General features: G+C 45.8%; 23 protein-coding genes. 11 read left to right on the forward strand and 12 right to left on the reverse strand.

Going from position 1 to position 25,212, the window contains the following annotated elements; translation table 11 throughout:
- Positions 1–13 precede the first annotated feature (13 nt).
- Both AZI86_RS01830 and AZI86_RS19150 read right to left on the reverse strand, forming a co-directional pair.
- Entirely contained in the window at positions 14–3,133 is a 3,120-nt protein-coding gene (locus AZI86_RS01830; RefSeq protein WP_061833381.1) for an efflux RND transporter permease subunit, read from the reverse strand.
- A 142-nt stretch (positions 3,134–3,275) separates the two neighbouring features.
- On the reverse strand, positions 3,276–3,446 hold the full coding sequence (locus AZI86_RS19150) for a hypothetical protein (protein ID WP_157684604.1): 171 nt from the start codon (positions 3,444–3,446) through the stop codon (positions 3,276–3,278).
- Positions 3,447–3,623: 177 nt separating this feature from the next.
- On the opposite strand from AZI86_RS19150, the gene AZI86_RS01835 reads away from it, so the two are divergent.
- Together AZI86_RS01835 and AZI86_RS01840 are read left to right on the forward strand one after the other, a co-directional pair.
- Complete coding sequence (locus tag AZI86_RS01835; RefSeq protein ID WP_061833382.1) at positions 3,624–4,034, forward strand: hypothetical protein; 411 nt, start codon at positions 3,624–3,626, stop codon at positions 4,032–4,034.
- A gap of 50 nt (positions 4,035–4,084) precedes the next feature.
- The gene (locus tag AZI86_RS01840) at positions 4,085–4,615 is read left to right on the forward strand and encodes a DUF4383 domain-containing protein (protein ID WP_061833383.1); all 531 of its coding nucleotides are present in this window, start codon (positions 4,085–4,087) and stop codon (positions 4,613–4,615) included.
- Here AZI86_RS01840 and AZI86_RS01845 read toward each other — a convergent pair.
- Complete coding sequence (locus AZI86_RS01845) at positions 4,612–5,505, reverse strand: S1 family peptidase (protein ID WP_253715575.1); 894 nt, start codon at positions 5,503–5,505, stop codon at positions 4,612–4,614. The genes AZI86_RS01840 and AZI86_RS01845 overlap by 4 nt on opposite strands.
- Before the next feature lie 124 nt (positions 5,506–5,629).
- On the opposite strand from AZI86_RS01845, the gene AZI86_RS01850 reads away from it, so the two are divergent.
- The 3 genes from AZI86_RS01850 to AZI86_RS01860 all read left to right on the forward strand — a co-directional run bounded on the left by AZI86_RS01850 (position 5,630) and on the right by AZI86_RS01860 (position 7,965).
- Positions 5,630–7,177 carry an acyl-CoA dehydrogenase family protein gene (locus AZI86_RS01850; RefSeq protein WP_061833385.1) on the forward strand — a complete coding sequence of 516 codons (1,548 nt, stop codon included), beginning with the start codon at positions 5,630–5,632 and terminating at the stop codon, positions 7,175–7,177.
- Between the two features lie 108 nt (positions 7,178–7,285).
- A complete protein-coding gene (locus tag AZI86_RS01855) occupies positions 7,286–7,573 on the forward strand; it encodes a hypothetical protein (protein ID WP_061835014.1) in 288 nt (95 codons plus the stop codon).
- Positions 7,570–7,965, forward strand: coding sequence for a hypothetical protein (locus tag AZI86_RS01860; protein ID WP_061833386.1), 396 nt, complete (start codon positions 7,570–7,572; stop codon positions 7,963–7,965). Before AZI86_RS01855 ends, AZI86_RS01860 begins: the two co-directional genes overlap by 4 nt.
- On the opposite strand, the gene AZI86_RS01865 is transcribed toward AZI86_RS01860, so the two are convergent.
- Positions 7,953–9,332, reverse strand: coding sequence for a mannose-1-phosphate guanylyltransferase/mannose-6-phosphate isomerase (locus AZI86_RS01865; RefSeq protein WP_061833387.1), 1,380 nt, complete (start codon positions 9,330–9,332; stop codon positions 7,953–7,955). The genes AZI86_RS01860 and AZI86_RS01865 overlap by 13 nt on opposite strands.
- Positions 9,333–9,573: 241 nt before the next feature.
- On the opposite strand from AZI86_RS01865, the gene AZI86_RS01870 reads away from it, so the two are divergent.
- Genes AZI86_RS01870 through AZI86_RS01880 form a run of 3 tightly spaced genes read left to right on the forward strand, consistent with a single transcriptional unit; the run spans position 9,574 to position 12,544 of the window.
- Entirely contained in the window at positions 9,574–10,683 is a 1,110-nt protein-coding gene (locus AZI86_RS01870; RefSeq protein WP_061833388.1) for a DegT/DnrJ/EryC1/StrS family aminotransferase, read from the forward strand.
- Positions 10,684–10,694: 11 nt separating this feature from the next.
- On the forward strand, positions 10,695–11,546 hold the full coding sequence (gene kdsA / locus AZI86_RS01875; RefSeq protein ID WP_081111752.1) for a 3-deoxy-8-phosphooctulonate synthase: 852 nt from the start codon (positions 10,695–10,697) through the stop codon (positions 11,544–11,546).
- Positions 11,546–12,544, forward strand: coding sequence for a lysylphosphatidylglycerol synthase transmembrane domain-containing protein (locus AZI86_RS01880; protein WP_061833389.1), 999 nt, complete (start codon positions 11,546–11,548; stop codon positions 12,542–12,544). The genes kdsA and AZI86_RS01880 overlap by 1 nt, the downstream gene beginning before the upstream one ends.
- 16 nt (positions 12,545–12,560) lie before the next feature.
- On the opposite strand, the gene AZI86_RS01885 is transcribed toward AZI86_RS01880, so the two are convergent.
- Entirely contained in the window at positions 12,561–16,499 is a 3,939-nt protein-coding gene (locus tag AZI86_RS01885; RefSeq protein ID WP_061833390.1) for a Fic family protein, read from the reverse strand.
- A gap of 152 nt (positions 16,500–16,651) precedes the next feature.
- A complete protein-coding gene (locus tag AZI86_RS01890) occupies positions 16,652–17,593 on the reverse strand; it encodes a D-glycero-alpha-D-manno-heptose-1,7-bisphosphate 7-phosphatase (protein WP_061833391.1) in 942 nt (313 codons plus the stop codon).
- A 131-nt stretch (positions 17,594–17,724) separates the two neighbouring features.
- On the opposite strand from AZI86_RS01890, the gene AZI86_RS01895 reads away from it, so the two are divergent.
- The 3 genes from AZI86_RS01895 to AZI86_RS01905 all read left to right on the forward strand — a co-directional run bounded on the left by AZI86_RS01895 (position 17,725) and on the right by AZI86_RS01905 (position 21,533).
- Positions 17,725–18,249 (forward strand): TIGR03546 family protein, encoded by a 525-nt coding sequence (locus tag AZI86_RS01895; RefSeq protein WP_061833392.1) that lies wholly within the window; start codon positions 17,725–17,727, stop codon positions 18,247–18,249.
- Positions 18,250–18,261: 12 nt separating this feature from the next.
- Positions 18,262–20,211, forward strand: a complete 1,950-nt coding sequence (locus tag AZI86_RS01900; protein WP_061833393.1) for a TIGR03545 family protein — start codon at positions 18,262–18,264, stop codon at positions 20,209–20,211.
- 221 nt (positions 20,212–20,432) lie between these two features.
- On the forward strand, positions 20,433–21,533 hold the full coding sequence (locus AZI86_RS01905; protein WP_061835016.1) for a hypothetical protein: 1,101 nt from the start codon (positions 20,433–20,435) through the stop codon (positions 21,531–21,533).
- A 1-nt stretch (position 21,534) separates the two neighbouring features.
- Here the strand turns inward: AZI86_RS01905 and AZI86_RS01910 are convergent, their stop codons facing one another.
- The 6 genes from AZI86_RS01910 to rpmJ all read right to left on the reverse strand — a co-directional run bounded on the left by AZI86_RS01910 (position 21,535) and on the right by rpmJ (position 25,100).
- Positions 21,535–22,095, reverse strand: a complete 561-nt coding sequence (locus tag AZI86_RS01910) for a TlpA family protein disulfide reductase (protein ID WP_061833394.1) — start codon at positions 22,093–22,095, stop codon at positions 21,535–21,537.
- A gap of 183 nt (positions 22,096–22,278) precedes the next feature.
- A complete protein-coding gene (rplQ, locus tag AZI86_RS01915) occupies positions 22,279–22,821 on the reverse strand; it encodes a 50S ribosomal protein L17 (RefSeq protein WP_061833395.1) in 543 nt (180 codons plus the stop codon).
- A gap of 161 nt (positions 22,822–22,982) precedes the next feature.
- Positions 22,983–24,017, reverse strand: coding sequence for a DNA-directed RNA polymerase subunit alpha (locus AZI86_RS01920; protein WP_061833396.1), 1,035 nt, complete (start codon positions 24,015–24,017; stop codon positions 22,983–22,985).
- Positions 24,018–24,191: 174 nt separating this feature from the next.
- Positions 24,192–24,599 carry a 30S ribosomal protein S11 gene (gene rpsK, locus AZI86_RS01925; RefSeq protein WP_061833397.1) on the reverse strand — a complete coding sequence of 136 codons (408 nt, stop codon included), beginning with the start codon at positions 24,597–24,599 and terminating at the stop codon, positions 24,192–24,194.
- Between the two features lie 10 nt (positions 24,600–24,609).
- A complete protein-coding gene (gene rpsM, locus AZI86_RS01930; protein WP_061833398.1) occupies positions 24,610–24,984 on the reverse strand; it encodes a 30S ribosomal protein S13 in 375 nt (124 codons plus the stop codon).
- 2 nt (positions 24,985–24,986) lie between these two features.
- On the reverse strand, positions 24,987–25,100 hold the full coding sequence (rpmJ, locus tag AZI86_RS18965; protein WP_011165332.1) for a 50S ribosomal protein L36: 114 nt from the start codon (positions 25,098–25,100) through the stop codon (positions 24,987–24,989).
- Positions 25,101–25,212 lie beyond the last annotated feature (112 nt).

Raw genomic sequence — 25,212 nt, forward strand, 5'->3', positions numbered from 1 at the left:
CCCCCCAACTCCGCTAAACCACTGTTTCGTCGTGGCCAAAGATGCGGCGGTAATGCTTCATAAACCAGTTTTGAAAGCGGTCGACGTAAATGTGCAACGCGGGGATTACATATAACGTCAATAAGGTCGAACTGATGGTCCCCCCGATCACCACGATACCTAAGCTGGTACGTGACTTTGAGGCCTCATTTAAACCAATCGCCACGGGAACCATCCCGGCAATCAAAGCAAGACTTGTCATAATAATCGGTCTTAAACGAGTTTCCCCGGCTTTCACCAGGGCTTCCTTCACATCAGCGCCATGACGTTGTTGTTCCGCCGCCGAGTCAATCAAAAGGATCGAGTTCTTGGTCGCGAGTCCCATCAACATCACACAACCAATCATCGAAAATAAGTCAAAGCTTGAGCGAGTCACAAATAATGAAATAAAGGCCCCGCAAGCGGCCAGCGGAATCACCGACATAATTGTAAATGGCGTAATAAATGACCCATACAAGCTTGCCAAAACCAAGAAGATAAACATCACACCCAATCCTAAAGAGACCAGGATGTTTGTCATAAGTTCCGCAAAACGTTCGGCTTCCCCCACGAAGCTAAAGCTCACCCCCGCCGGAGGCTTAAGTTCCCCTTGGCTTAAAGTTTTAAGCTCACTAATCACGCCCCCAAGTCCTTTCCCACCAGGAGTGATATCGGCGGACAATTGAACGTAACGATTTCGATTTTCACGCAAGATCACCGAAGGACCTTGAGCTTCTTTTAAATTTGCCACATTGGCCAAAGGAACTAAGCGTTGGCTTAAGTTTGGAACCTTCAGAGTCGAAAACTGATTACGCAAATCACGCTCTTCTGGACGAAGGCGGACACGCACGTCATAGTTCACTCCGTTTTCACGATAAATCGCTGGCGTTTGACCTTCGATCAAAGTACGAAGCTCCATCCCGATGCTGGTCAAGGTCACGCCTGAGGCTTGCGCGATATCACGTTTTAGCTGCACTTGGAATTCGGGCTTACCCGCACGATAACTGCTGTCGGGCTGAGATAAGCTGGGATTGCTTTTTAAGTACGCCAACACTTTTTCCGAGTACTCAATCAGCTCCGTCATATTTTGCCCCACGATATTCACGTTGAACTGACGGCTGTTCTGCTGACCTGGATTGTCGGTGACAATCACGTTGTATTTTTCTAAACCTTTAAAGGCTTCACGAAGTTCGGCCTTCATCGCGGTGGTGTTCTTTGTCCGTTTTTTAGAGGGCACCAAACGCACAAACAGGCTGCCCTTATGGCTTTCTTGGTTGCCCGACCCAATCGTGGTTAAGATGTCTTCAACTTCAGGGAATTTGCGAGCCCGCTCTTCAAGCTGATGACCGACGTAGTCTGTCCCATCAAGACTGGCGCCCGGAGCTAACTCAAATTGCACATAGAACTCACCATTGTCTTGGGCCGGCAAGAAGGTAAACGGAACACGAGACGCAATAAAGATCGAGAAAATGAAAATTCCAATCGCGCCCACGATAGTTTTAATCGGATGACCCAAGGCCCACCGCAAGGTCGTCACATAGCCTTTTTCCAACCACACTTGGAAGCGGTCAAAAGCCTTAAGCATATTATGATTCCAGCGCGCAAAACGATTCGTTGGTGGATGATGAGAATGCGTCCCCGCCACATAAGCTGACAAAGCCGGAGCCACGAATAGACCGTCAAATAAGCTCACGATCATGGCAAAGCAGATGGTTAAACCAAACTGCTTAAAGAACTGACCCACGATGCCTTGAAGATTTCCGATCGGGCCAAAAACCGCCAAGATCGTCAGTGTTGTCGCCACAACCGCCAGGGTCACTTCATTGGTACCCACGACCGCCGCTTTTTTCGGTGACAACCCGGCCTCTAACTTACGGAAAATATTTTCCCTCACCACGATAGCATCGTCGACTAAAAGACCGACCACCAAGCTCATGGCCAACAAGCTCATGATATTGATCGAAAAGCCAAAGATCCCCATCACGATACAGGCCCCCAATAAAGAGTTCGGTAACGCAAAGCCCGTGATCAGGGTCGACTTCATACTTCCTAAGAAGAAATAAACCACGATGACTGTTAAAATGACCCCGAATAAAATCGACTCATAAACATCGTAAACGTTATCGCGGATTCTTTTACTGGTGTCTTGAATGACCTTCATCTCGGCTGGGATGTTTTTGCTTTTTAAGTCTTCATTGATTTTTAAGACTTTCGCGCGCACATCATCAGCCACTTTAACAGAGTTGGCGCCGGATTGACGAAAGACGCTAAATACCAATGATTTTTTGCCGTTCAAACGGCTGCGCGTTTTTTCATCCTCTAGCGTGTCTTGAATTTTCCCGACCGTCCCGATTGTGATCGGATGATACACGTCCGCCAGACGTAAAACCGTTCCGCCGATTTCGTCAATGGATTGATATTGTCCTAAGGTTCTAAATGAAAACTGCGTATTACCAACATCAATTTTACCCGCCGGAATGTTGCGTCCACCACTGCGTAAGGCTTCCGCGATACTTGTCGCCGATACGTCCGTACCATTTAAGCGGTCGCGGCTGAGACTGACATGGATTTCACGCTTACGTCCCCCGATAATATCAACCTGACCTACTTGATAGACCTGTTCGAATTGCGGTGAAATAGTTTCTTTGGCCAAATCATAAAGCTGGCCATCAGGAATATCTGACTGCAAAGCAATCGACATGATCGGCGCATCGGAAGGACTGACCTTACGAATCACCGGCATATCCACATCATCCGGCAGATCCCGCAAAGCATTTTGAACTTTGGCGCGCACTTCTTGTTCGGCAAAGTTCAAATTGGTTTTAAGCGAGAACTCGATGATCAACATCGAAACGCTTTCCATGTTTTGCGAAGAAACTTTTTGCACCCCACTGATAGTGGCAACTTGATCTTCTAAAACTCGGGTGATTTCCGTTTCGATCTCTTGGGGACCAGCTCCCGAGTAGGTCGTGTAAACAACCACGGTCGGAAGACTCACGTCTGGATAAAGATCAATTGGGAGACTCTTTAATGACATCGTTCCCAGCGTAAGCATGAGAATCACTAAAGACATAATAAAAATAGGATGGCGTACGGATAATAAAGCTGGTGACATGGGCGGCAAACTAGCAGTTCGCACCAGTCCCGACAACAGAAGATAATTTCTGGCCCCGAATCAACCTGGCCAAAAGAAAACGGGAAAGGCCTCGCCCTTCCCGTTTTTGACCAGATAAGTAATAGCGTTTCAAGCTAAGGGCTTATCTAAGTCCCGTTCTAGAGGAAGTTTTATTTAAATCGCTTTTAGACTGACTGCTGTTATTTTTATTAACCTCAGCGCCTTTTTCAAAACGACTTGAACTTTCTCTAGATGGTGTCTGTTGCGATGACTTATTTTCAAAGTCTTTGTTGGGGATATTTTGATTTTTCATACTATCCTCCTTAATCTCAACTAGCTTCATTTTACGCCGTTTTCACACCCGCAACAGCTTTTTTGGCCACCTTTGTTAAAAACCTGCATGCAACAATGTGCCACGACAACAAAAGCGATTTTTCGTGAGTTCCATTTAAGCTTAGGCAGAATTTTTAAAAGAATATTTGGGGGGAATATGAAAACACTTTTATTAGCTATGACCATGATCTGGGCGTCGTCGGCCCTGGCAACCGAAATCACGCCTGGCAATTTGATTGGAACCTATAAAGTTTCCGCCAGTGCATTGTTTAAACAGTTTTATGGAAATATTTATGTTCAATCCACAAGCGACTTTGAATTCGAAAGGACCTATCCCGACGGTCGCAAAGAAGCCCGCTGCCAAGGGACTTACACCCTCACGGGCCCCGTAAATGCCCGAGTTCTGCAAGGTTACGGCACCTGTCCTGAGGACCGCCAAAAAAAGTTAGATTTTCGCATCGAGTTTAATAATAAAACCATGGAGGACCTTGAACGCGGAACCACCGTCCAAGTGCGATCCTCGCTTTCTGGCGGCGTCCGCGTAAATGCAACTGTGAAAAAGCAATAAGACAGCAACGGACAGAGCGATCATAATCAAAGGATGACAAAGGAGATTCCATGGAACTTGAAAGAGAACCCCAGCGAAAAACAACACCTCATTTACGCCCCAGCACCAAACCATCCATCGCCGAAGAACGCACTTTAACGGCAAAATTTGATCGCGTCAGTTACGCCCGTGAGGCGACTTATGCCTTGGGAGCCATTTTTATCACCATCGGATTGGTGGGTTTTGTCGTCGATAACTTATTGGCGGCGCATTTAAGTTATGCGCACAACTGGATCCATCTTATTTCTGGGATTGTCGCGATCACTTGTGCTTACTTGGGGCGTGCAGCGGCCCAGCGTTTCGCTTTAGGATTTGGAGCCTTTTATGGTCTGCTTGGAATTTTAGGGTTTGTCTTAGGAACTTCGGCCGAAGCTACGGTGGGTCACACCGGTCGAGATGCTTCCCTGTGGATCCTTTCCCCAGGGGTCCTAGAGCTAGGTACGTCTGATCATCTCTTGCATATAGGGTTTGCCGCCATCTTGCTCGCTTCAGCGCTGGTTCATCGCCAGCGCCGCAAAGATGAAGGCCTTATTTATCACTAAAGTTTCTTAAGATTAAAGCTGATCCAGTCACGGTAATAAGGAACATTTGTGTAAACGCCTACTTTATTGCACAACATGCTGCCGCGGCTGGTAACGCCGATAATAAAATACTGACCATTTTGTTCTAAGAAAATCGGCCCGCCAGAATCCCCACTGCAAGTCGCGCGGCCTTCAGACTCATCCAAACGAATTTCGCTGCGTACCACGTGCGCGATAGTCGCGTAAGTCTCTTGAAGCTCGCCGTCGCCAGACATGCTGAGCTCTTCACAGTCTTTGTAACCGTCATCACAAATCACATCCCCATTGGCGATGGCTTCTTTGAGATTCTTCACCTTGCGCGCTTCAACAGGATAAGTCTTGACCGAAGTCACTCCGTAACCGGCCATGACGGCTTTCATTCCGGGGCGAACCGCTTTTGGATCTTGCAACATGACCGCCGGTTTGTAACCCGCTGGAGTTGTGCCTTTGAACTTGATCAATGCGATATCAGACCAATCAAACTCGTTTTCTTCTTGTTCGTCAGGATTGTATTTTTCGTGGTATTTGAAATCCACCACGTCACGCATAAGCTCTGCTTTAATGTCAGGCTCTGAAGTTCCCATCACGGCCATGACGTCGGTTGCAAAGATGACTTGTAATTTATTGGGCTCAGAATCAAATACACAGTGTGCCGCAGTTAAAACGATGCCATCGGCAATCAAAGAACCCGTACAGATAGCCTCATTCTTGGCGTCATAGATTCCCACGATGCTCTGAGCGATCGTCGTGCCTTCCGCGACCAAAGTCCCACCAATAATCCCTGTCGTTGGCTGAGATTCAACCTGATTGTTCACCGAGCGCCCGCAAGCCGCCAATACCAAAGCCGCAACTGCAGCCAATAGAAAACGCATGTACTCCCCCATAGAGGAGGCTCTTATAGAAAAGACCTTACACCCGGGCAATATTTTTTTAAAAAATCAGGGGGTCGGATGACATATTCTTGTCTTCTCCCTCTGAAAGCCTAAACTATCAGGTATGAAAAACTTTTATCAAGAGGGTCCCCGACTCTCAAACACCTATCGCTCTGACAGTCTTTTGCAAAACTACCTCAAAAAACTTCTGCCGCCAGAGGCTCAGAAAAAAGCTCTTTCCCACTTAGACCATTTAGGCGAAAGGGCGGTCACGGACATGCTCAGCTGGGCCGAAGAAGCGGAAAGCTTCCCGCCACAACATGTCCCCTTTGACCCTTGGGGCCGTCGTATTGACGACATCAAAACCTCGAATGGTTGGAAGGAGCTTGAAAAAGTCGCCGCCGAAGAGGGCATTGTCGCCACGGCCTATGACCGCGAGTTCGGATCCTTTTCCCGCGTCTATCAGATGGCCTTGCTTTACCTTTATTCACCGAGCTCTGCGATATTTTCGTGCCCGCTGGCAATGACTGACGGCGCTGCCCGGGCCATTGAGCTTTACGGCCCACCGGACTTAAAAGAACGAGCCCTTCCCCATTTGCTTTCTCGCGATCCTAAAAAGTTTTGGACGGCAGGACAGTGGATGACCGAACGAACCGGCGGGTCGGATGTCAGTGGCACGTCCACCGATGCTCTGCCGTATTCCGAACCCAGTTTGTTTGGCGCGACCCATGCTTTGCACGGTACTAAATGGTTCACCTCGGCCACGACTTCACAAATGGCTTTGACCTTAGCGCGACCTGAAGGGGCCGTCGCCGGATCTAGGGGTTTAAGTCTGTTCTATCTTGAGCTACGTGATGCTTCAGAGCGTTTGAACAATATCCAGATTCACCGCCTGAAAGACAAATTAGGAACAAAGGCACTGCCAACGGCAGAGCTCAGCTTGCAAGGAACCCCGGCCCGCATTATTGGCGGCGAGGGTGAGGGCGTAAAACGCATCGCCAGTGTTCTGAATATCACACGTATTTACAATTCGATCTGCGCCTTGGGACACATGCGCCGCGCTTTAGATTTGGCCACGGACTACTCTTATAAACGCAAAGCCTTCGGTAAAATCCTAATGGATCACCCGCTTCACAAAGTGACGCTGCAAAATCTCGAAACAGAATTCCGTCGTTGTTTTGCGTTGTGCTTTCACGTGGCTCATTTATTGGGTCAAGAAGAGGTCGGTGAAATCTCCGCCGCCAATAAAGTTTTATTGCGCGCCCTCACCCCGGTTTTAAAACTTTATACGGCGAAAAAAGCGATTTTGATTTCAAGCGAAGTGGTTGAAATGTTTGGCGGAGCCGGGTATGTCGAAGACACCGGATTGCCTCGTCTATTGCGTGACGCTCAAGTTTTTGCCATCTGGGAAGGTACGACCAATGTGCTTTCATTAGACATGCTCAGAGCTTTCGAGCGCGATCAAGCTTTGCCGATTTTGATGGATTACTTTAAGAACTGCCAAGGCGCTAAAGAAGGCCATCCCGGATTTATGGCGCAGTGGAATTCCTTACAAAAGCTGTTGGGCTCGCTTTCCAAAGCCGCCCCGGAAGAATGGGAAACCCATGCTCGCAGCCTGGCTTTCGCGGTGGCTGACACCCTCAGCGAAAACTTGATCGCATCCAACTTCTAATTGTCCATGAAGCAAGGATATGCACAACGCCTTGAGCTCTGGTGCTTGAAATTTATTTGTTTTTTGAGTGGTTGTTGGTTTTGCTTTTCGTTGCAAAACCATTTTCAAATGTCGGCCGTCTTGGCCGCCGCGATCACCGGTTTTTTGGGAAGTTTTTTACCCGACACCAAACGGATTGACGGCACTCACATTCACGCCACCATTTATATTGGAGCGTTCGTGGCCATGGGGTCGCAAGTCGTTAGCGCCGGGCCGTTGCAGATTTTCCTCGTCTCTTTCATCGGCACCACCATTTATTTTTTGATCACGCCTTATTTAAAAGGTTTAGGGGGCCGCCTAGGTCTCATCGCGTTCATTTCATCCCTACTTGGGGTCGCGATGAGGTTTTGGCTATGACATTATTAGCGGTTCTTTTGGTTTCAATTTTCGGGGCTGAAATCACGTTTTGGCTGATTCACAAAAAACGACTTTCCACCGTGCGAGCTTCTAGCTTGGCCACTTTGGTTTTTTGTTTGCTCACGATGAGCCTGGCATCTCCGCTCATTTTAACTTTGCAGGCCGGTTTTTTTGGCGCCACGTTTGTGGGGATGACGGACAAGTCACGCATGGGCTGGAAACGAGTTTTCATTGCCAGCCTTGTCTTTGGATTGATTTTTTATTTTCTGATTCCATTAGCTAATGGCATTGGCGGAGGCCTCGGTGCCGCCGCCTTTGTCGCCTGCAGTATCATTCATCTTTTAGGCCAATACTTGCCATGGCAAAAAATCACGCATCACTACTTACGTTGATAGTCATCCTGATAGCGAACGATATCATCTTCGCCGAAGTAAGTTCCTAATTGAACTTCCACGAACTCTAAAGGCTGATCCGTGTTATTGCGAATACGGTGTTTTGCCCCCAATGGAATATGAATATGCGTGCCCGCTTTCACCGGAATGATTTCATCATTGAGCACCACTTCGCCAGAGCCTTTGGTGATCGTCCAATGCTCTTCACGCTGAGCGTGAGATTGATAAGAGATCTGGGCGTGCGGATGAACACGAATCACCTTGGACTTAAAGTTTTCCGTGTCTTTTAAAATCTCGAAATAACCCCAGGGTCGGTGTTCAAAGATATGGTCTTTCGTCAGCGGCGATTTTTCTTTATTCAAAGCTTCCACCACGTGACGAACATCTTGAGACATGCCTTTTTTTACCAGCATCAACGCATCTGCCGTGTCGACCACGATGACATCATTCAGACCGATCACGGAATAGTTCTTTTCTTTATTACCGAAGACAAAATTGCCCGACGCCTGAACCTCAATGGCTTTTTCGCCCTTTTCTAGGCTGGCCACCGCATCCCAAGAACCCACGTCACTCCAGCCGAATTCTGCCGGAATACACGCAAGTTCGTCCCCACCCAGTTTTTCCATGATGGCATAGTCAATAGAGATGTTTTGCACTTTTGCGTAGATCTCTTCCAAGTTTGAAAGATCTTTTTTTAAAGTCGAAACCAAGCCCCACATTTCGGGCTGATGTTTTTTAAAAAGTCCCACCATATGCGAAACTTTAAAAACAAAAATCCCCGCATTCCAGCTAAAGTTTCCTTGCGCGATAAAGCCTTCGGCTTTTTCTTGATTGGGTTTTTCATGGAACTTAATAACCGGAAAAGCTTCCCAAGAGTCTTGTTTGCGGAAGCCTTGCGGTTGAGTTTGAATATAGCCGTACCCCGTTTCGGGATAAGACGGCTTAATACCCAAGGTCACCACGCGATTATTAGCGGCCACTTCAGAGGCAAATTTCACCACTTTTAAGAAATTACTTTCTTGCGTGATTAAGTGGTCTGACGGGAAGACGCCCGCGATCTCATCACCCTTTCCTTGCGCTAGTAAAACTTGGCAAAGGACAGCAATGGCCGGTGCGGTGTTTTTTCCGAAAGGTTCATACACGACCTGCACGTCGTTCATATTGTTTTGACGCAAATTCAGTTCCGTCAGAGTTTTCAAAGTTTGGGAAGTGACGATCCAAGGAGCTGATCCCATTTTCTGGCAGCGCTCTAAAGTCAGTGTTTGCAAAGCTTTGCCGAAAATATTGCAGAATTGTTTAGGCATGTGTTGGCGGGAAACGGGCCACAAACGAGTTCCACTTCCTCCAGACAATACAACAGGTATCAAAATTAACCTCCGGTTCAGAGGTCTACCTATATCATCATCCCGCAAAACTGCGTAATTATAGTCACACCTTGGCTCGATTTGTCATAAAAACTGAGGCCTTTTGTAAACAGCCATAGTTGCGCTTTTACCACAGAATTAAAAAAGCCCTCGACCCGAGGCCTTAAAGTTTGTCCCGCATAGACAATTCCCTGGGGAAAGAGGATACTCAAAGCTCATAAAAAAACGAACCCGGAGGCAACTTATGTCTATCCCTTTTATCGACTTAAAAGCGCAATACAACGCACTTAAAACATCCATTGATTCTCGCATCCACAAAGTTCTTGATCACGGCGCTTACGTGAATGGACCTGAAGTTGTTGAACTTGAACAAACCCTTGCAAAATATGTTGGTACAAAACATTGCTTAACGATCGCTAACGGCACGGACGCTTTGTGGGTTCCTCTGATGGCTTTGGGAATTGGCCAAGGTGATGAAGTTATCACGACCGCATTTTCTTTTATCGCGACAGCCGAAACTATCGTGCTTGCCGGCGCAAAACCAATCTATGTCGACATTGATCCAAAAACTTTCAATATTGATCCAGCAAAAATTGAGGCGGCGATCACTCCGCGCACCAAAGCCATCATGCCGGTTTCTTTGTATGGACAGATCGCCGATATGGATAAAATCAATGCAATCGCTAAAAAGCACAACTTGCATGTGATCGAGGATGCGGCCCAAAGCTTTGGGGCACGATACAATGACAAACGCAGCGGCAGCATGTCGATCGCAACTGGCACAAGCTTCTTCCCGGCAAAACCCCTTGGTTGCTACGGTGATGGGGGCGCCATCTTCACTAACGATGACTCTTTAGCAAAAATCATCAAAGAAATTCGCGAGCACGGTTCTGAATCTCGCTATTACCACACGCGTTTGGGTATCAATGGTCGTTTGGATACCATTCAATGTGCGGTTCTTTTAGCTAAGATGGAACGTTATGACTGGGAATTGGAACAACGCCAACGCGTCGCAGATCGTTATAACAATGCCTTTTCTTCGATCAAAGCCGATGGATTCTCAACTCCGTTTGTGGCTTCCAACTGCAAATCTGCGTGGGCTCAGTACACATTGACGGTGAAAGACCGTGCGGGCTTCCAAAAGAAGATGCAAGACGCGGGCGTACCGACCTCTGTCCACTACCCACGCATTATGCCTGACCAACCGTGGTATAAAGAACACACGGCCGATCCAAAACAAGAACTTCCTGTTGCAAGATGGGCTGCGGAGCATGTAATCAGTATTCCTATTTACCCAGACATGAACGACGCGACCCAAGATAAAGTGATCGCGGCGATCAAAGCTGCATTTTAGGAGCATCTCACATGAACACTGGCTTCGGTCCCTTAGCTAAACCTGTTACCATGAAAACTCCGCACGGAGACATCACCTGGGGTGATGGCAAAAACTTCGTGCTTTTCGCCGGCCCCGATATCATCGAAGACGAAGGCATGGTGATGGAGACAGGAAAGGAAATCCAACGCGTGACCAAAGCTTTGGGCATTCCTTGGATCTTGAAATGTTCTTTTGACAAAGCCAATCGCCAAAGTGCTTCTAGCTTCCGTGGCCCGGGTGTCAACTCGGCGCTGAAGTCTTTAGAAAAAATCAAAGGTGAATTGAATTGCGCACTGTTGACCGATGTTCACGAAACTATTCAAGTCAAAGAAACCGCGGAAGTGGCCGACGTTCTGCAAATCCCGGCGTTTTTGTCTCGTCAAACAGACTTGCTTGTTGAAACGGCAAAAACGGGCAAAATCATTCACATCAAAAAAGGTCAGTTCTTAGCCCCTTGGGATATGAAAGCAATTGCTGCTAAAGCCGTGAATGCAGGCAATGATAAAATTCTTCTTTGCGAAAGAGGAACAACTTTCGGTTACAACCGCTTGATCAACGATATGACAGGCCTTGTGGAAATGCGCCGCTTGGGCTTTCCGGTTGTTATGGATTGCACTCACTCGACTCAACTTCCAGGTGCTACCGGCGAAAGCTCTGGCGGCCGTGGAGACATGGTATGGCCTTTGGGTCGTGCCGCGATGGCGGTGGGCGTGGATGGTATTTTCTTAGAAACTCATCCAAATCCTGAAAAAGCTCTTTGCGATGGCCCTACTTCACTGCGTTTAAGAGACCTTGAAGGTGTGTTGACGAACTTGAAAAAGATTTTCACAACTCATTTCTAATGGTTAAAAAGCACGCCAAGAACATCCTGATTCAATCTGCAAAGGTTGTGTTTTCAGCCGGTATCATTTACTGGCTGGTGCAATCAGGAAAGCTTAACTTTTCTGCGCTAAAAAATTTCTTAAGCCCTGGTGTTGCGGCACTGGGTTTAGGACTTATTTTAACGAACTTGTTTTTTGTAAGTGAGCGCTGGCGTATTTTGATTCGCTCCCAAGGGCTTCCTGCTCACGTCTTCCCTGTTTTCAAATTAAGCCTGATTGGTTCCTTCTTTAATTTTGCCATGCCTGGCGGCGTGGGTGGTGACGTTATTAAGGCGTTTTATTTCACTCGCGACAACCCCGGCAGCAAAGTCGTGGCGGTGACCAGCGTGCTTATGGATCGCATCTTGGGCCTATTTGCCATGATCATCATGGCGCTCACCGTGATGCTTTGGGATATCCAGCACATCGTAAAAACACCTGCTCTTTTGACCTTGTTCTGGTTTATTCTGTCTTTGTTCATTGTTTTCTGTGTGGCTTTAGCTCTGATTTTTTCGCCTTATCTTTATAAGCGCGAAATTTTAAAAAGAGTTATCTTAAAACTGCCTTTGTCTGAAAAGTTTATGAAGCTGTATGAAAGTGTTCACCTTTACGGAAAAGACGGAAAACGTTTTTTTGCGGTCATCATCATCAGCCTTATCGCCCAGGTTGGAACGATCTTGTTTTTATATTTAGCCGGAAATTTGGCGGGCTTTTCTGAAGTTCCTTTAAACACCTACTTCTTAGTAGCCCCCTTAGGCTTTATGGCGACGGCCATTCCCATTTCACCTGCGGGTGTGGGCGTGGGACAAGCGGCCTTTTATTTCTTGTTTAATATTTATCTGGGTGAACAGACCGAAATCGGTCCGACCATTATCACAGCCCTGCAAGTCGGCATGTTTCTGATCAGCTTGTCCGGTGCCTTCTTTTACTTGCGCCGTGGTGATCGCACCAAAGCCAGCGACATTGAACAGCTGGCTTAGCGAGCCTTCTCCAAGCTTAGATGGCAAAAACATTCCTACACATGGCGCCAGCGCCTCGGGCCGTTTTCTTTTGCGGCAACACGGAAAGATCGCCCGCCTTCAAAGACTGAAGCATCTTTATCAATTCGAACGTCTGGGCACCGGCCATATCCGACGTCGACATAATGCCTGACGGCCCAAGCTTAGTTATTAATAAATTCAACATATGCGTTTGTTCGTTAGGACGAAGAAACAGATAGAATTCAGCCAGCATATCTTTCGTATCAGAAAGCGTCTTTCCTCGCAGGACCATATCTCTTAACCGGTAGGCCAAAGACTCTGAGGTCCTCGCTGAAGCTCCGTCATCAAGTAGCGTCCTGTCTGCATCCAGGGCGCCCCGCAAAACTTGGGCAAAATCACTTTTAAAATCCACCGTGCGGAATTGCCGCTCAACGGTTAACTTTTCTTTTGTTAACGTTTCCAACAATTTCGCCCTCACCGATTTATCTAATTTTGCTTCGCCTAGAACTTGAATAAAATACTTATTGCTCAAAACCTCCACGAACTCCGAACGCTGGTTTGGCGTCCTGAGATCTAAGGCAACACGATCTGCGAATTTTTGGCTGACAGCCTTTCTGTCCGAAGGTGAGTTCTCAGAAAATTGCCAAAGTTCATACATGTCCCCTGCGCTGTTCGACGTCAGAGACAACAAGATCTGGAACTTCCATCTTTGCATGACGTGCTTATCGCCGTGCAAAGAAGCAATCAGTTTACTGGCGACTTTTTCCTCAATGCCCAGCATTCCAGCGCGGCGGCCTTCCTGCAAAAGAAGATTCAATTTTGATTCATTATCTACAAAAGCCTGGTTTTCTAAAAGAGCCTGTAAATATGTACCTTCCTTAAGAAACTGACTTAGCATTTTATCGTTCATCAATTCCCAAACGCCCGCATCTTGCTTAAGCAGCTTTGCCAAAAACGGAGACAACTCAGACACGGTCTTACCGGCATTGAACTGAACCGCAACAAAGTTAAGCGCAAAAGTTCTTAGATCTTTAGCCACGCCCTGCGAATGAATCTGTAGAGAACGCAGCATGTAGAACGCCAACTCGGTGCGCTCGTTTAAATTAAAATGCATCGGAGCTTCTTGCCACAGACGGCGCAACCAAGCTTCGGCATTTGGCATTTTATTGATCTCCGGAATCCAGGCCGACCACAATGAAAATAAATTCATCTTAAAAGTTAACTTTTCAGCATCCGTCTTGGCGACTTCCTTGGCTATGCTGATCGCTGCCTCGTACAGAGGTTGCTTAAAATGTCTCACCGGCATACTTTTCTGAATTTGCGCTAAGATATGTGGCTGAAAACTTTTTAAAAGTATTTTGATCTGTTCCTGAGTTCCGGGAATCTGTAAGTCAGAATTCCAAACTAAATACTGCAGCGCACGCGCGGATCTAGAATCCGGTGAAGACTTAGTTAATTCAGATTTTAAAATTTCAAGAAGTTCGTATTGGGCCCAGCTTTGGTGTGCTTCGACGGTCAAAGAAGCATAGACATCCAAAAGTCCATAACGAGCGCTCGCATCCACCGCCAAGGCAAGTTTAAATATTTTCTTTTGCTCTTCCGCGGAAGGCAAGTCCGTGAGGGATTCCGCTTCCGTCATTGACGTGAGCAAAGCCACCGAGATATTTTTTCTAAATTCTGTACTGCCTTTACCTGGACTGCTCACCAAAGTGTTCGCAATATTATGAAGTAATTTTTTGCCTTCAGTATTTGTAGGCCAAGTATCCAGATTCAATTTAGACAGTAACAAATCTTGAGATTCCAAATTCATTTTCGCAATAATGGAAATCAATCCCGGAGCATTAATATGGGCCAGGGATAATTTCTGAGTCGTAGGAACTTCAAGATGCCGCAAACGATGCTGCAGAACTTCGACTTTCAATTTTCCTGAAGCAGAGGCTTTAATCAGACTCTGGATCTCTGTTCTAATCGAAATACTTTGCCAAAAACGTTTCGCTTGCTCTGTCAGTACAGGCGATTGCATCACTTGCTGCAAAGTCGATCGCTGCAATGAAGGCGGCACCTTCAAAAGATATTCTTGAATTTTAGCCGCCCCCTCACCGGTGGAAGCATCAAACTTAAGAACTGTCTGGAGTAGGCGAGATTCCAGATTTAAAAGTGTTTTAGAAAGCTCTGGATCTTGAATGAGGTATTTTTTGTACTCACGCAGCTCAGCCATCGTGGTTTCAAAACTCGCATCGGCTTTTAAAGACTTCATCAGGAATTCAATCTTTTCGGCGATGGCCCCGGCGTATTTATTAAGACCGTGTTGACGAGCCAAGGCCAATCCTTTTAATAGACTTGCATCCATGACCATATTCCAAGTCGCGCCGGATTTTTCAGAAAAGATCTCATTGAACTGACGACGACGTATGTTTTCGTCCTGTTGAGGGCCCGGCAAGTCTTTAGCGCTTAAACCAAAAACTTTTAAAGATTCCATTAAGCCTGCAAACTCTGAAAGCTTGAAATAGTCCGGAATTTTCGAAGTCATAAACTCTGAAGCCAAAGCTTTGTTCAAAGCTCCGTAAGCGTTTGTCGTATCTGCCAGAATTCTTCTTAAGACATCTGGCTTCACCAAAACATCTAAATCTGAAATAAACATGGGCGGCAGGGTCTGACGTGTCGGCAAAAGAATTTTTTGAGTGTAAAGACGTGCCAAGCGCCCATTGCCATCCGAATAAGGATGAATCGAAATGAATTTGGCCAAAAAGGAGGCGGCATCAATAGGAGTTTGATGTAACGAGCTAAATAGCTGCGTCAACAAATCACGAATCAATTTTTGATTCCATTGGATGCGAGAAGTTCCGTCGGACAGAATATTCTGAAGTCCTTTTTTTTCAATGACGGCCACAAATTCAGAACTCAACAAGGGCTTTAACTTTTCGAATTTTTCAATATCCGGATAATCATAAGAGACATAAAAACTTTTGCCGTCTTCGGCCGCTTTATAATGCACTGACAGATACGGATTTTCCAATAACACGACCAACTCTTGGGGGGACACTTTGAAAGTCCCGCCTTGTCCCTCGCCACCGGCTCGAATGCCGTGCCCACGGAAATCAATGTTTTGTGCCTGGAAAAGTTCTTTCATCAGGCCTGGCAATTCAGAAAAAACTTGGTCTTTCACCCAACGGGCTTTGTCGGTTTGATCCGCCCCCCAGTTGTAAGCCACCATCGATGTTTTTTCGGAGAGAATTTCCTTATTCAGTTTTTTAAAGCTTTCAAAATGTTCTGGCTCGAACTGAGACCACGGATCGTTCGGGGCAACCCGCAAAGCACGAATCAAAGAAATCCCATCCACGTAATAAGTCAGATGAAATAAGCTTTCCAAGTATTGCGCATTCACATTCCCGGGACGAGCATCAATGAATTCCTGCATGTTACGAGGATTCGCTAACGCTCGAATTTCTTTGGTATGCGCGCCATACCTGCCCGCATATTCGACGTGATTCAGAACTTGGTGAGAGTTCGTCAACCACCAATCACCAGTGACCGCACGAATAAAAGGAAGCTTTTGGGCAATTTGAATTTTTTCTTCAAAACTTAATTGACGACCAAAGACTTCGGCTTCGACTTTTTCATCATAAATGGCCGTGCCCTTGGGTATAATAAAAACGACCGGATACTCACCAAAGTTTTCAGAGCTTGTCGTCGATTCCGCCATATAAACGCCCGGCCCATAGGCTTGACGATCACCGGTGGGTTTATTGTAAAAATCGACTTCCCCTTGATCTATATATCCCTGCTGGGCCCAACGACCGCCGACTTCCGGCTTTGTCCAATGAAAAAATATGCGGTCTTGAGTAGTGGTTTTGAAAGAACGACGCAAGCTTTCAATCTGATCAGACGAAAAATCAGCCGCCTGGGCAGAAAAACTCATTAAGAAAATAATGAATGTTATTAAATGCGTGCTCATGGGAAAACTCCTCAAGCTTCAACAGTGCAAGCCTAAGGCCCCTAAGGAGTATTTAAACGCTTCTAGAGAGTATCAACCTGAGACAGGTCCCCTGGAAATACAGAGAACGCTATTCACCTGCCAAAAAGATGAACAGCTAGAAAGTCACAAGCCTAAAGCGCGTGTTCTAATTTTTCTAAAAACTTAAAAGAGATTCCGGGCAATAAATTGGATACTTTCTGAAGTTTTTCTGACTCTAGAGCAGACCTTTCGGTCCGCAATAGATAAACGTTTCCGACACCGGCATGATAAGCCGCAATCACATCACTGGCACTGTCCCCAATCATGACCGACCGGGCACGATCGACTTTTAATTTTTCATCCACTTGCTGAAACATCCCCGGACGTGGTTTGCGAAGACCCGCAAAGAAATCCCCCGCCGCGTGCGGCGCATCTTCAATGTGACTGGCCCAAACACATTCATCGATCCAAGCCTCTTGGGCCGCTAAAAGCTTGAGCATTTGCTGATGAACCCTCTGATATTCTTCCCACGTGATTTTCGCCCGACCCAATCCGGACTGATTGGTGACTAAAGCCACCCACCAGCCTTTCGCATGGGCCTTATTTATAAGCTCAGCCACTCCAGGGGTCAGAACCACTTTTTGGGGATCATTGTTATAAGGCACATTTTTAACGACCACATCATCGCGATCCAAAAAAAGACAAGGCTGCCCGGTTGAAGACCTAAAATCAGAAAGAGATTTTTGGGGTGATTTCGCCGCTTGATCATAAGCTTCTTGCCATTGTGATGAAGTCAGTTCTGGAATGGTAACATCCACCCAACCAGCTTCAATCCAATGCGGGGTTTTCACACCAATAAGGACTCTTTGTCCCTGCAAGATGGCGTCGACAGACTTTAAAGAATTCAATTGCGATTCAAATACAAAGACCATGTCCTGAGGGAGCGTACTGCACTGACCACTAACAAGATCCTTACAAGAAAGTCGCTTGGTTCCGGAAAACTGTGCCGCATGATCAGGAAGGCCCTCAGCCAAAAATATGAAGCGGCCACCTCGCTGCAATGTTTCTATCATCCATCGTTCCCAGTGCATCATTTTTATTACTCCTAATGGGGCAAATTTTACGACAAAGCGGCTTTCGTCACTAGATGTTTCTTGTGCCGCTTTGCATTTGTTGATGGCAATTTCTAAGGGCAAAGTCAGAATAAAATCACTAGGAGGAATGCGTGACCCTGTTACTCAAACAGATCTTCAATTTTTTTAAATTGCTAAATTCTGACACCGGAACAAAGCAACTCGCGGCAGGACTGTCATTGGGATTGATTTTGGGATTTGCCCCCTTTCTTTCAATCCAAACTTTGATCGTTATCGCGATTATTTTTGTATTTCGTGTGCAAATTGGGGCGGCTTTCTTGTCGGCCTTTTTCTTTAAATTTGTGGCCTTCCTTTTTGACCAGCCGGCTCACTATCTGGGTAAAGCCGTTTTAGAAATGGAATCCCTTCGTCCTCTTTTCACGACGATGTACAACATCCCATTTGTGCCGATGACACGTTTTAATAACACGATTGTTATGGGCTCGATGATTGTATCCATTTTGCTTTTGCCTTTTGCCTATTTTGGCTTCCAAGCGTTGATCATAAAATATCGCGCCACTGTGGTTGCAAGATTCAAAGGAACTAAGGCTTGGAAGGCCTTTGCCGCGACCAAGGTTTACAACTGGTACACCACTTACGACAAACTTTACGGCTAGGACGAAAGCTATATGACAACTCCAGAACAAACTATTAAGCCCGTTAAGAAAAAAGGTATTATCCGCTGGGAAGCCATCATTCCCTTTGCGGTGATCTGTGCGTTGATCGGCATCTACTTTCATTTCTTTTTTGATACTCATCTACGCAAAGCCATGGAATGGGCCGGATACAAAGGGGTCGGCGCTGAAGTGAACATCGCTGACGTTGACACCAGCTTCTTTAATGCCAGCCTGCGCATTCAAGGAATCGAAGTCACCGACGCCGAAAAACCTACGCACAACTCAATTAAAATTGGCGACATCCGCTTTTCCATGTCATGGGATGCTTTATTGCGCGCCAAAGTCTTGGTGAATGAAGCCGCTGTCGAACAAATCGAATTCGGCGTAAAAAGAAAATCTCCAGGTAAAGTAAAACCACCTGAGCCCGCCGATGACGGTCCGGGCCTCTCTGAAAAACTGCGCGAACAAGCTTTGAAAGAAGCCCAAGAACAATCTGGCGAAAATGTTTTGGGTGATGTGATTGCGATGCTTGGGGGCAGCGATGCCCAAGGACAGCTTGATAAGCTGCAAGCCAACCTGCCATCTAAAGCGATGATCGAAAAGTTTGATAAAGATCTTAAAGCAAAACAACAGCTTTGGGATCAAAAACTAAAAGCTTTACCGCAAGGAAAAGACATCCAAGCCCTGGGCGATCGCTTAAACAAAGTGAAATATCAAAACTTTAAAGATGCCCAAGAGCTTCAGTCCTCTTTACAAGAGATCGACAAACTTTATAAAGAAGGCGATGCTATGTACAAACAAGTACAAAGCACTGGTGACGAGCTCAGCAAAGAACTTAAAAATCTTGAGGCCGAATACAAAACTATCGACGCTCAAGTTAAGACCGACATCAAAACTTTAGAGCAGCACTTCCGTATTCCGAAGTTAGACGCTAAAGCAATGACGATGGCGGTATTTAATAAATACCTAGCTCCTTACAAAGCTAAGTTTTATCGCTACAAGAGTTTAGCGGACAAATATGTTCCACCAAACTTGATGAAGAAAAATAAAGACAATCAAGAGGTCGCGATCCAACCTCACCCCCGCGAAAAAGGTGTGAGCTATGAGTTTGGTCGTCCCAATTCTTATCCTTTATTTTGGGTGAAGCGCACAGCCGTCAGCTCACAAGCCGGCGCGACTCCCGAAGCGGGAAACATCAAAGGGGAACTTTTAGATATCACTTCTAATCAACGCTTGGTCGGCAAACCCACCGTGGCCAATCTTTCGGGCGACTTCCCGGGCATGCAAATCTTTGGTTTTTTAATCCATTTATCTTTAGATAACACTAAAGATGAAAGTATCGTTGATTATCGCTTCAAAGTAGATTCTTACAACATCGAAGGCAAAGACCTCGTCCAAACCCCAGAAGTTAAAATTTCCTTTAATAAAGCTAAAGGCGCGATGAACCTGGATGGAAAGCTTGTGGGTCTTAAAAACGTCACTTTGAATTTGGACAACCGCTTTAGCCAAATTGAGTACGCGGTGTCTTCAACCAATGATATCGCCGATCAGATTTTAAAAGCCGTGTTTGCCGGAATCCCGACGGTAACCTTAGATGTTGATGGCCAAGGAACCATTCCTAATGTGCCACTTTCGATCAACTCAAATCTAGGACCCGAATTGCAAAAAGGATTTGAAAAACAGATCCAAGCTAAGATTGAAGAGGCCAAGAAAAAAGTTTCCGAGCTTATCAATCAAGAAATCGGCAAACAAAAGGCACAAATCGATGCGGAACTCAAAAAACTCCGCAGCCAATTTGATGGCGAAGTCACCAAAGCACAAGCACAGTTAGATGCGCAGAAAAAAACAGCCGAGTCGCGCGTTGAACAAGCTAAGAAAGATGCCGAAAACCAAGCTAAAAAAGGTTTAGAAAAAGAAGGTCAGAAAGCTGTTGATGACCTAAAAAAGAAATTTGGCTTCTAAAATTTTCTTGAATAGCACAAGGCTTGAGTGATCTTTTCACTCAAGCCCCCAAATCTTCTCGCCGGAATCCTTCTTCATTCTTATGTTTAACGTCCAAGCTCTTTACAGGACCTGTCTAGACCTTCGACGAAATACCTAACATGCAGTTATTACTAAATTTTTTTTCAACAAGCCTGTTTTTTATGCAAATGTTTTTGGGCTCACCTGACGAAGAGGTAGTTATGGAAACTTTGAATCTTCAAACAAAGTTAGTTGTAGCGTGTGTGTTCATGTCGATGCTTTCTGCTTGTAACAAAGTAGAATTCAAACCCGTCGCTGCCGACAACATTCCTACCGGGATTGTAGAGCCGGAACCGAACACACCATCTAAGACCATCTCTAAGAGCGAAATCGTTGCTTACGGAAATAAGCAAGTCGACTTCCTTTTAGTCCTCGACGACTCAAACTCGATGCTGCCGGAACTTAAAAAGCTTTCCGCACGCATGGCGACTTTTGTAAGCTCATTGGAAGCGAGCAACATTGATTGGCAGATGTGTTTAACCACGACTCGTGGATACGTTTCTGGCACAAGCCTAGTACACGGACCAAATCTAGTTTGGAGAAATTATGTCCCGAAATCGGGAGTGCCTGCATACCTATTAAAAAAAGGGGCCTCCAACTTAAATAGTATTTTCACTTCGACGATCGATAACCTAACAATTGGCGGAGCAAACTCTGGCGATGAGCGCGGCATCAAAGCCACACATGATCACTTTAAGAATTCTGCTTTACACAGCTGTTACCGCGAAGGTGCGGCCGTTTCGGTGATTCTGATTTCTGATGAAGACGAAAGATCTGTGGGCGGCGATGCGAAATACGTCAAAGCCAAAGACGCTCCGGGCGCTTACCAACCCTTTGAGCTTGAAGACCTACCGGACACTTTACTGGCGCGCGCGAAAACAACATTCGGCGACGACCTCCGCTTTACGTTTAGTTCGATTATTGTGAAGCCCGACGACCTAGTTTGTGAGGCCGAACAAGACCAGGACACTTCACCAAGTCACTTCGGTCGTACTTATGAAACAGCCTCTAAGCTGACTGATGGGGGCGTGGGAAGCATCTGTGACGCCGACTACAGTGCAAACTTAAATACCTTCAAAGACAAGATCGTAAATTCGCTTTCATCTCTAACACTTGATTGTGAAGCCGATCCAAAATCTTTAACGGTGAAAATTGAAGGGCTCTCCGTACCAGGCTTGAAGCTTGACGGTAAGATCTTGAAATTTGCGTACCCATTAATTGAAGGAACGAAAATCGATCTTAGCTATAACTGCCTGGATTAGATTACTTTGCTAAGAGCGCTTTCATATAAGCAATTGAGTCCTTGTTATACCAATCAATAGAGCCCACAAGCTTTTTTGTAAGTTTGTGCTCTTTATCTAAGACCAAAGACTCAGGCAAACGAGCTACATCAAAGCGCTTCATTACGGAGCGATCTTCATCAAAAACGATGCTCATATGATCGCCTTTTAGTTCAGGGAAAGATTTTAAAAACACATCGATGTCTTCACGATTGCTATCGCCAGAAACGGCAATAAGAACAACATCCCCTTTGAATTCTTTGATCAGCTTAATCAGCGAGGGCACTTCTTCAATACAAGGTCCACACCAAGAAGCCCAAAAATTCAGAATAACAACCTTACCCTTAAAAGATTCAAGCTCATAGGACTGCCCTGCCAGATCTTTAAAGGCGAAGTTCGGGACACCTTCCGTTTCCATTTGCTCTACGGTGGCTAGAGCCCCTGAGGTTTCGGTCAAACGAGCATTCATGAAGTGAACATAGGCCCAAACGCCCCCAGCGGCGACGACGACGACAACGGCAAAAGCGATCAAATGTTGTTTCATAAACTCTCCTGGAAGCTGCCAAAAGCCTAAGGCAAAACGATCGTATTATCAAGGCACAGAAGACAGCCGCAGCTTTATGAAGCAGGCTTTTAATACAAAAAAAGGCCCAGGAAACCCTGAGCCTTTTAATAATTTATTTATAAATCTGAAGTTCAAAGTACACCGATCTTATCGGCGCTCAAACTACGCGCGAGATGCTGCGCGGTCTTTCTTTTGAATCTTTTTAACAGATTTCTTTTTAGCAGCTACTAGTTTAGTAGAAGCTTTTTTAGCTTTAGCTGCTGGAGCTTTAGCGGCTTTCGCCTCGCCTTTTGCTGCTTTAGCTGGTTTAGCAGTTTCTTTCGCTGCACCTTTAGCTTCGTAGTCATAGTCTACGAATTCAAGGAATGCCATCTCTGCCGTGTCACCAGGTCTGCGACCGATTTTGATGATACGAGTGTAACCACCTGGACGAGTTTTGAAACGAGGAGCGATATCTTTGATGATCGCAGATACTGCATCTTGATTGTTGTTGAAACGAGATAACAACAAACGAGTTGCTGCTAGATCGCCAGCCTTACCTACAGTAATAGCTTTTTCAACGTGACGACGTACTTCTTTCGCACGATCAACAGTTGTCGTGATACGACCGTGTTCAACCAACGAAACGACCATTCCGTTAAGAAGGGCTTTTCTTGGGCCAGATTTACGATCAAAATGTTTTACTCTTCTTCTGTGTGAACTCATGTTCTCTCCGTTTAACGTGCCGACCGTACAAGGTATCGACACATGCACGCCCTTTTAGAGCGTTTCTTTAAAGCCATCCGGGCTTGCCCGCCGTAGCCTTTTGGCGAAGGTGGGGCGTATAGTTAACAAGCCCCATTCTTGGGGCTTGTTTTAAAAACAAATTACTGAGGCACTTCAGAGCGCTTCACTGGTGGTTGAGAAGGATCCCAACCTGGAGGTGGCCAACCTTCGATTTTCATACCGAGGCCAAGTCCCATCTCGCCCAAGATTTCTTTGATTTCATTCAAAGATTTGCGACCGAAGTTTTTCGTTTTCAACATTTCTGCTTCAGAACGAACAACTAACTCGCCGATGTAACGGATGTTAGCGTTTTTCAAGCAGTTTGCTGAACGAACTGAAAGCTCAAGATCGTCAACAGAACGGAACAAGTTCTCATTCAATGAAGGAGATCCCATTTCGCGTGCTTCTTCAGCTGGCTCCATCATTTCATCGAAAGTTAAGAAGATTTGAAGTTGTTCTTTCATGATTTTAGATGAAAGAGCTACTGCTTCTTCTGGTTTCAATGAACCGTCAGTCCATACTTCAAGAGTCAATGCATCGTAGTCAGTACGTTGACCAACGCGAGCATTTGAAACGTTGTAGTTCACCTTACGGATGGGGCTGTAAAGAGCATCAACACCGATAAAGCTGATTGGCAAATCAGTTTCTCTGTTTTCAGTCGGAACATATCCGCGACCAAAGCTTACGATGATTTCAGCAGAGAAGTTTGCATTCGCACCCAAAGTCGCGATGTGAAGATCTGGGTTCAAAACTTCGATCTTATCAGTCGTTTGGATATCCGCTGCTGTAACTTTACCCGGACCTTTTTTATTGATCTTCAAAGTTAAAGCATCAGAAGTGTATTGTTTGAAGCGAACTTCCTTAAGGTTCAAGATAATGTCAGTAACATCTTCTAGAACATCTGGAATCGTAGTGAACTCATGCAAAACACCTTCGAATTTAACCGCAGTGATTGCAGAACCCATCATTGAGCTAAGAAGAATTCTTCTCAATGAGTTACCAAGAGTAACACCGAAGCCTCTTTCAAGGGGACGGATAATAAACTTAGCGTAGTCATCACGGAGAGTATCACGATCAATTTCAAAACCTTTAGGCTTGATCATCTCTCTCCAAAATTTATAATAGTGCTCTTGCATTGCTCCCCCGAGAAGTAAAATTATCTTGCGTAATAACCAACGATCATAGTTTCTTTACAGAGCGTTGTCATCCTTCAAAACCTGTACCAGGTTGAAAGCGTCAAACATTTTCTGAGGAAACCCATGATCGACTCAAGGCAGTATGCGTCATAGCACACCACCCGAGTATCTCCATTAGATTCTTCTGCGTTTAGGCGGACGGCATCCATTGTGTGGCACTGGAGTGATGTCTTTCAAAGACAAGATTCTCATGCCTGTAGCTGCCAACGCGCGGATAGCTGGTTCACGACCAGCGCCAGGGCCTTTCAGATACACGTCGATAGACTTCATACCTGCTTCCATAGCTTTTTTCGCTGCATCTTCAGCCGCAACTTGCGCTGCGAATGGAGTACCTTTACGGCTACCTTTGAAACCAAGGTGACCCGCAGAAGACCAAGAAACTGTCGCACCAGTCAGGTCCGTCATAGTAACGATCACGTTACCGAAACCAGCTTGGATGTAGCAGTTCCCTTGGGGAACGTTCTTTTTAACTTTTTTCTTTACAACTTTTTTGTTGTCTTGAGCTTGTTTATTTTCAGCCATTAGCTACTCCCTAGACCGCTTTTTTCTTATTCGCGACCGTTTTCTTAGGACCTTTACGAGTACGAGCGTTCGAACGTGTGTTCTGACCGCGCACTGGTAAACCTTTACGATGACGGATACCGCGATAGCAGTTTAGATCCATAAGACGTTTGATAGAGAGGCCGATTTCACGACGAAGATCACCTTCAACTTTGAAGCTTTGCTCGATGATTCCACGGATTTTAGCAATGTGCTCGTCCGTTAAACCTTCAGTGCGAAGTTCATGGGGGATACCCACTTGTTTACAGATGCTAGCCGCACGAGGGCGACCGATGCCGTAAATATACGTCAAAGCGATTTCAACTCGTTTATTTCTAGGTAAGTCGACACCAAGTAAACGTGCCATTTTTAACCCTGCCTTTGCTTATGTTTAGGGTTTTCGCAGATAACGCGAATAACGCCTTTTCTTTTAATAACTTTACATTTGTTACAGATAGCTTTAACCGATGGTCTTACTTTCATAACTGTCTTCCCATGCTTAATTCTTTTGCCCCCGATAGTAGAGGCAAAAATACTGGCAATAACACGAACGCGGTCCGGCACACTAACGCTGAAAAGAATTAAAGTCTAGAAA

The organism is Bdellovibrio bacteriovorus, from assembly GCF_001592735.1.
GTDB lineage: Bacteria > Bdellovibrionota > Bdellovibrionia > Bdellovibrionales > Bdellovibrionaceae > Bdellovibrio > Bdellovibrio bacteriovorus_D.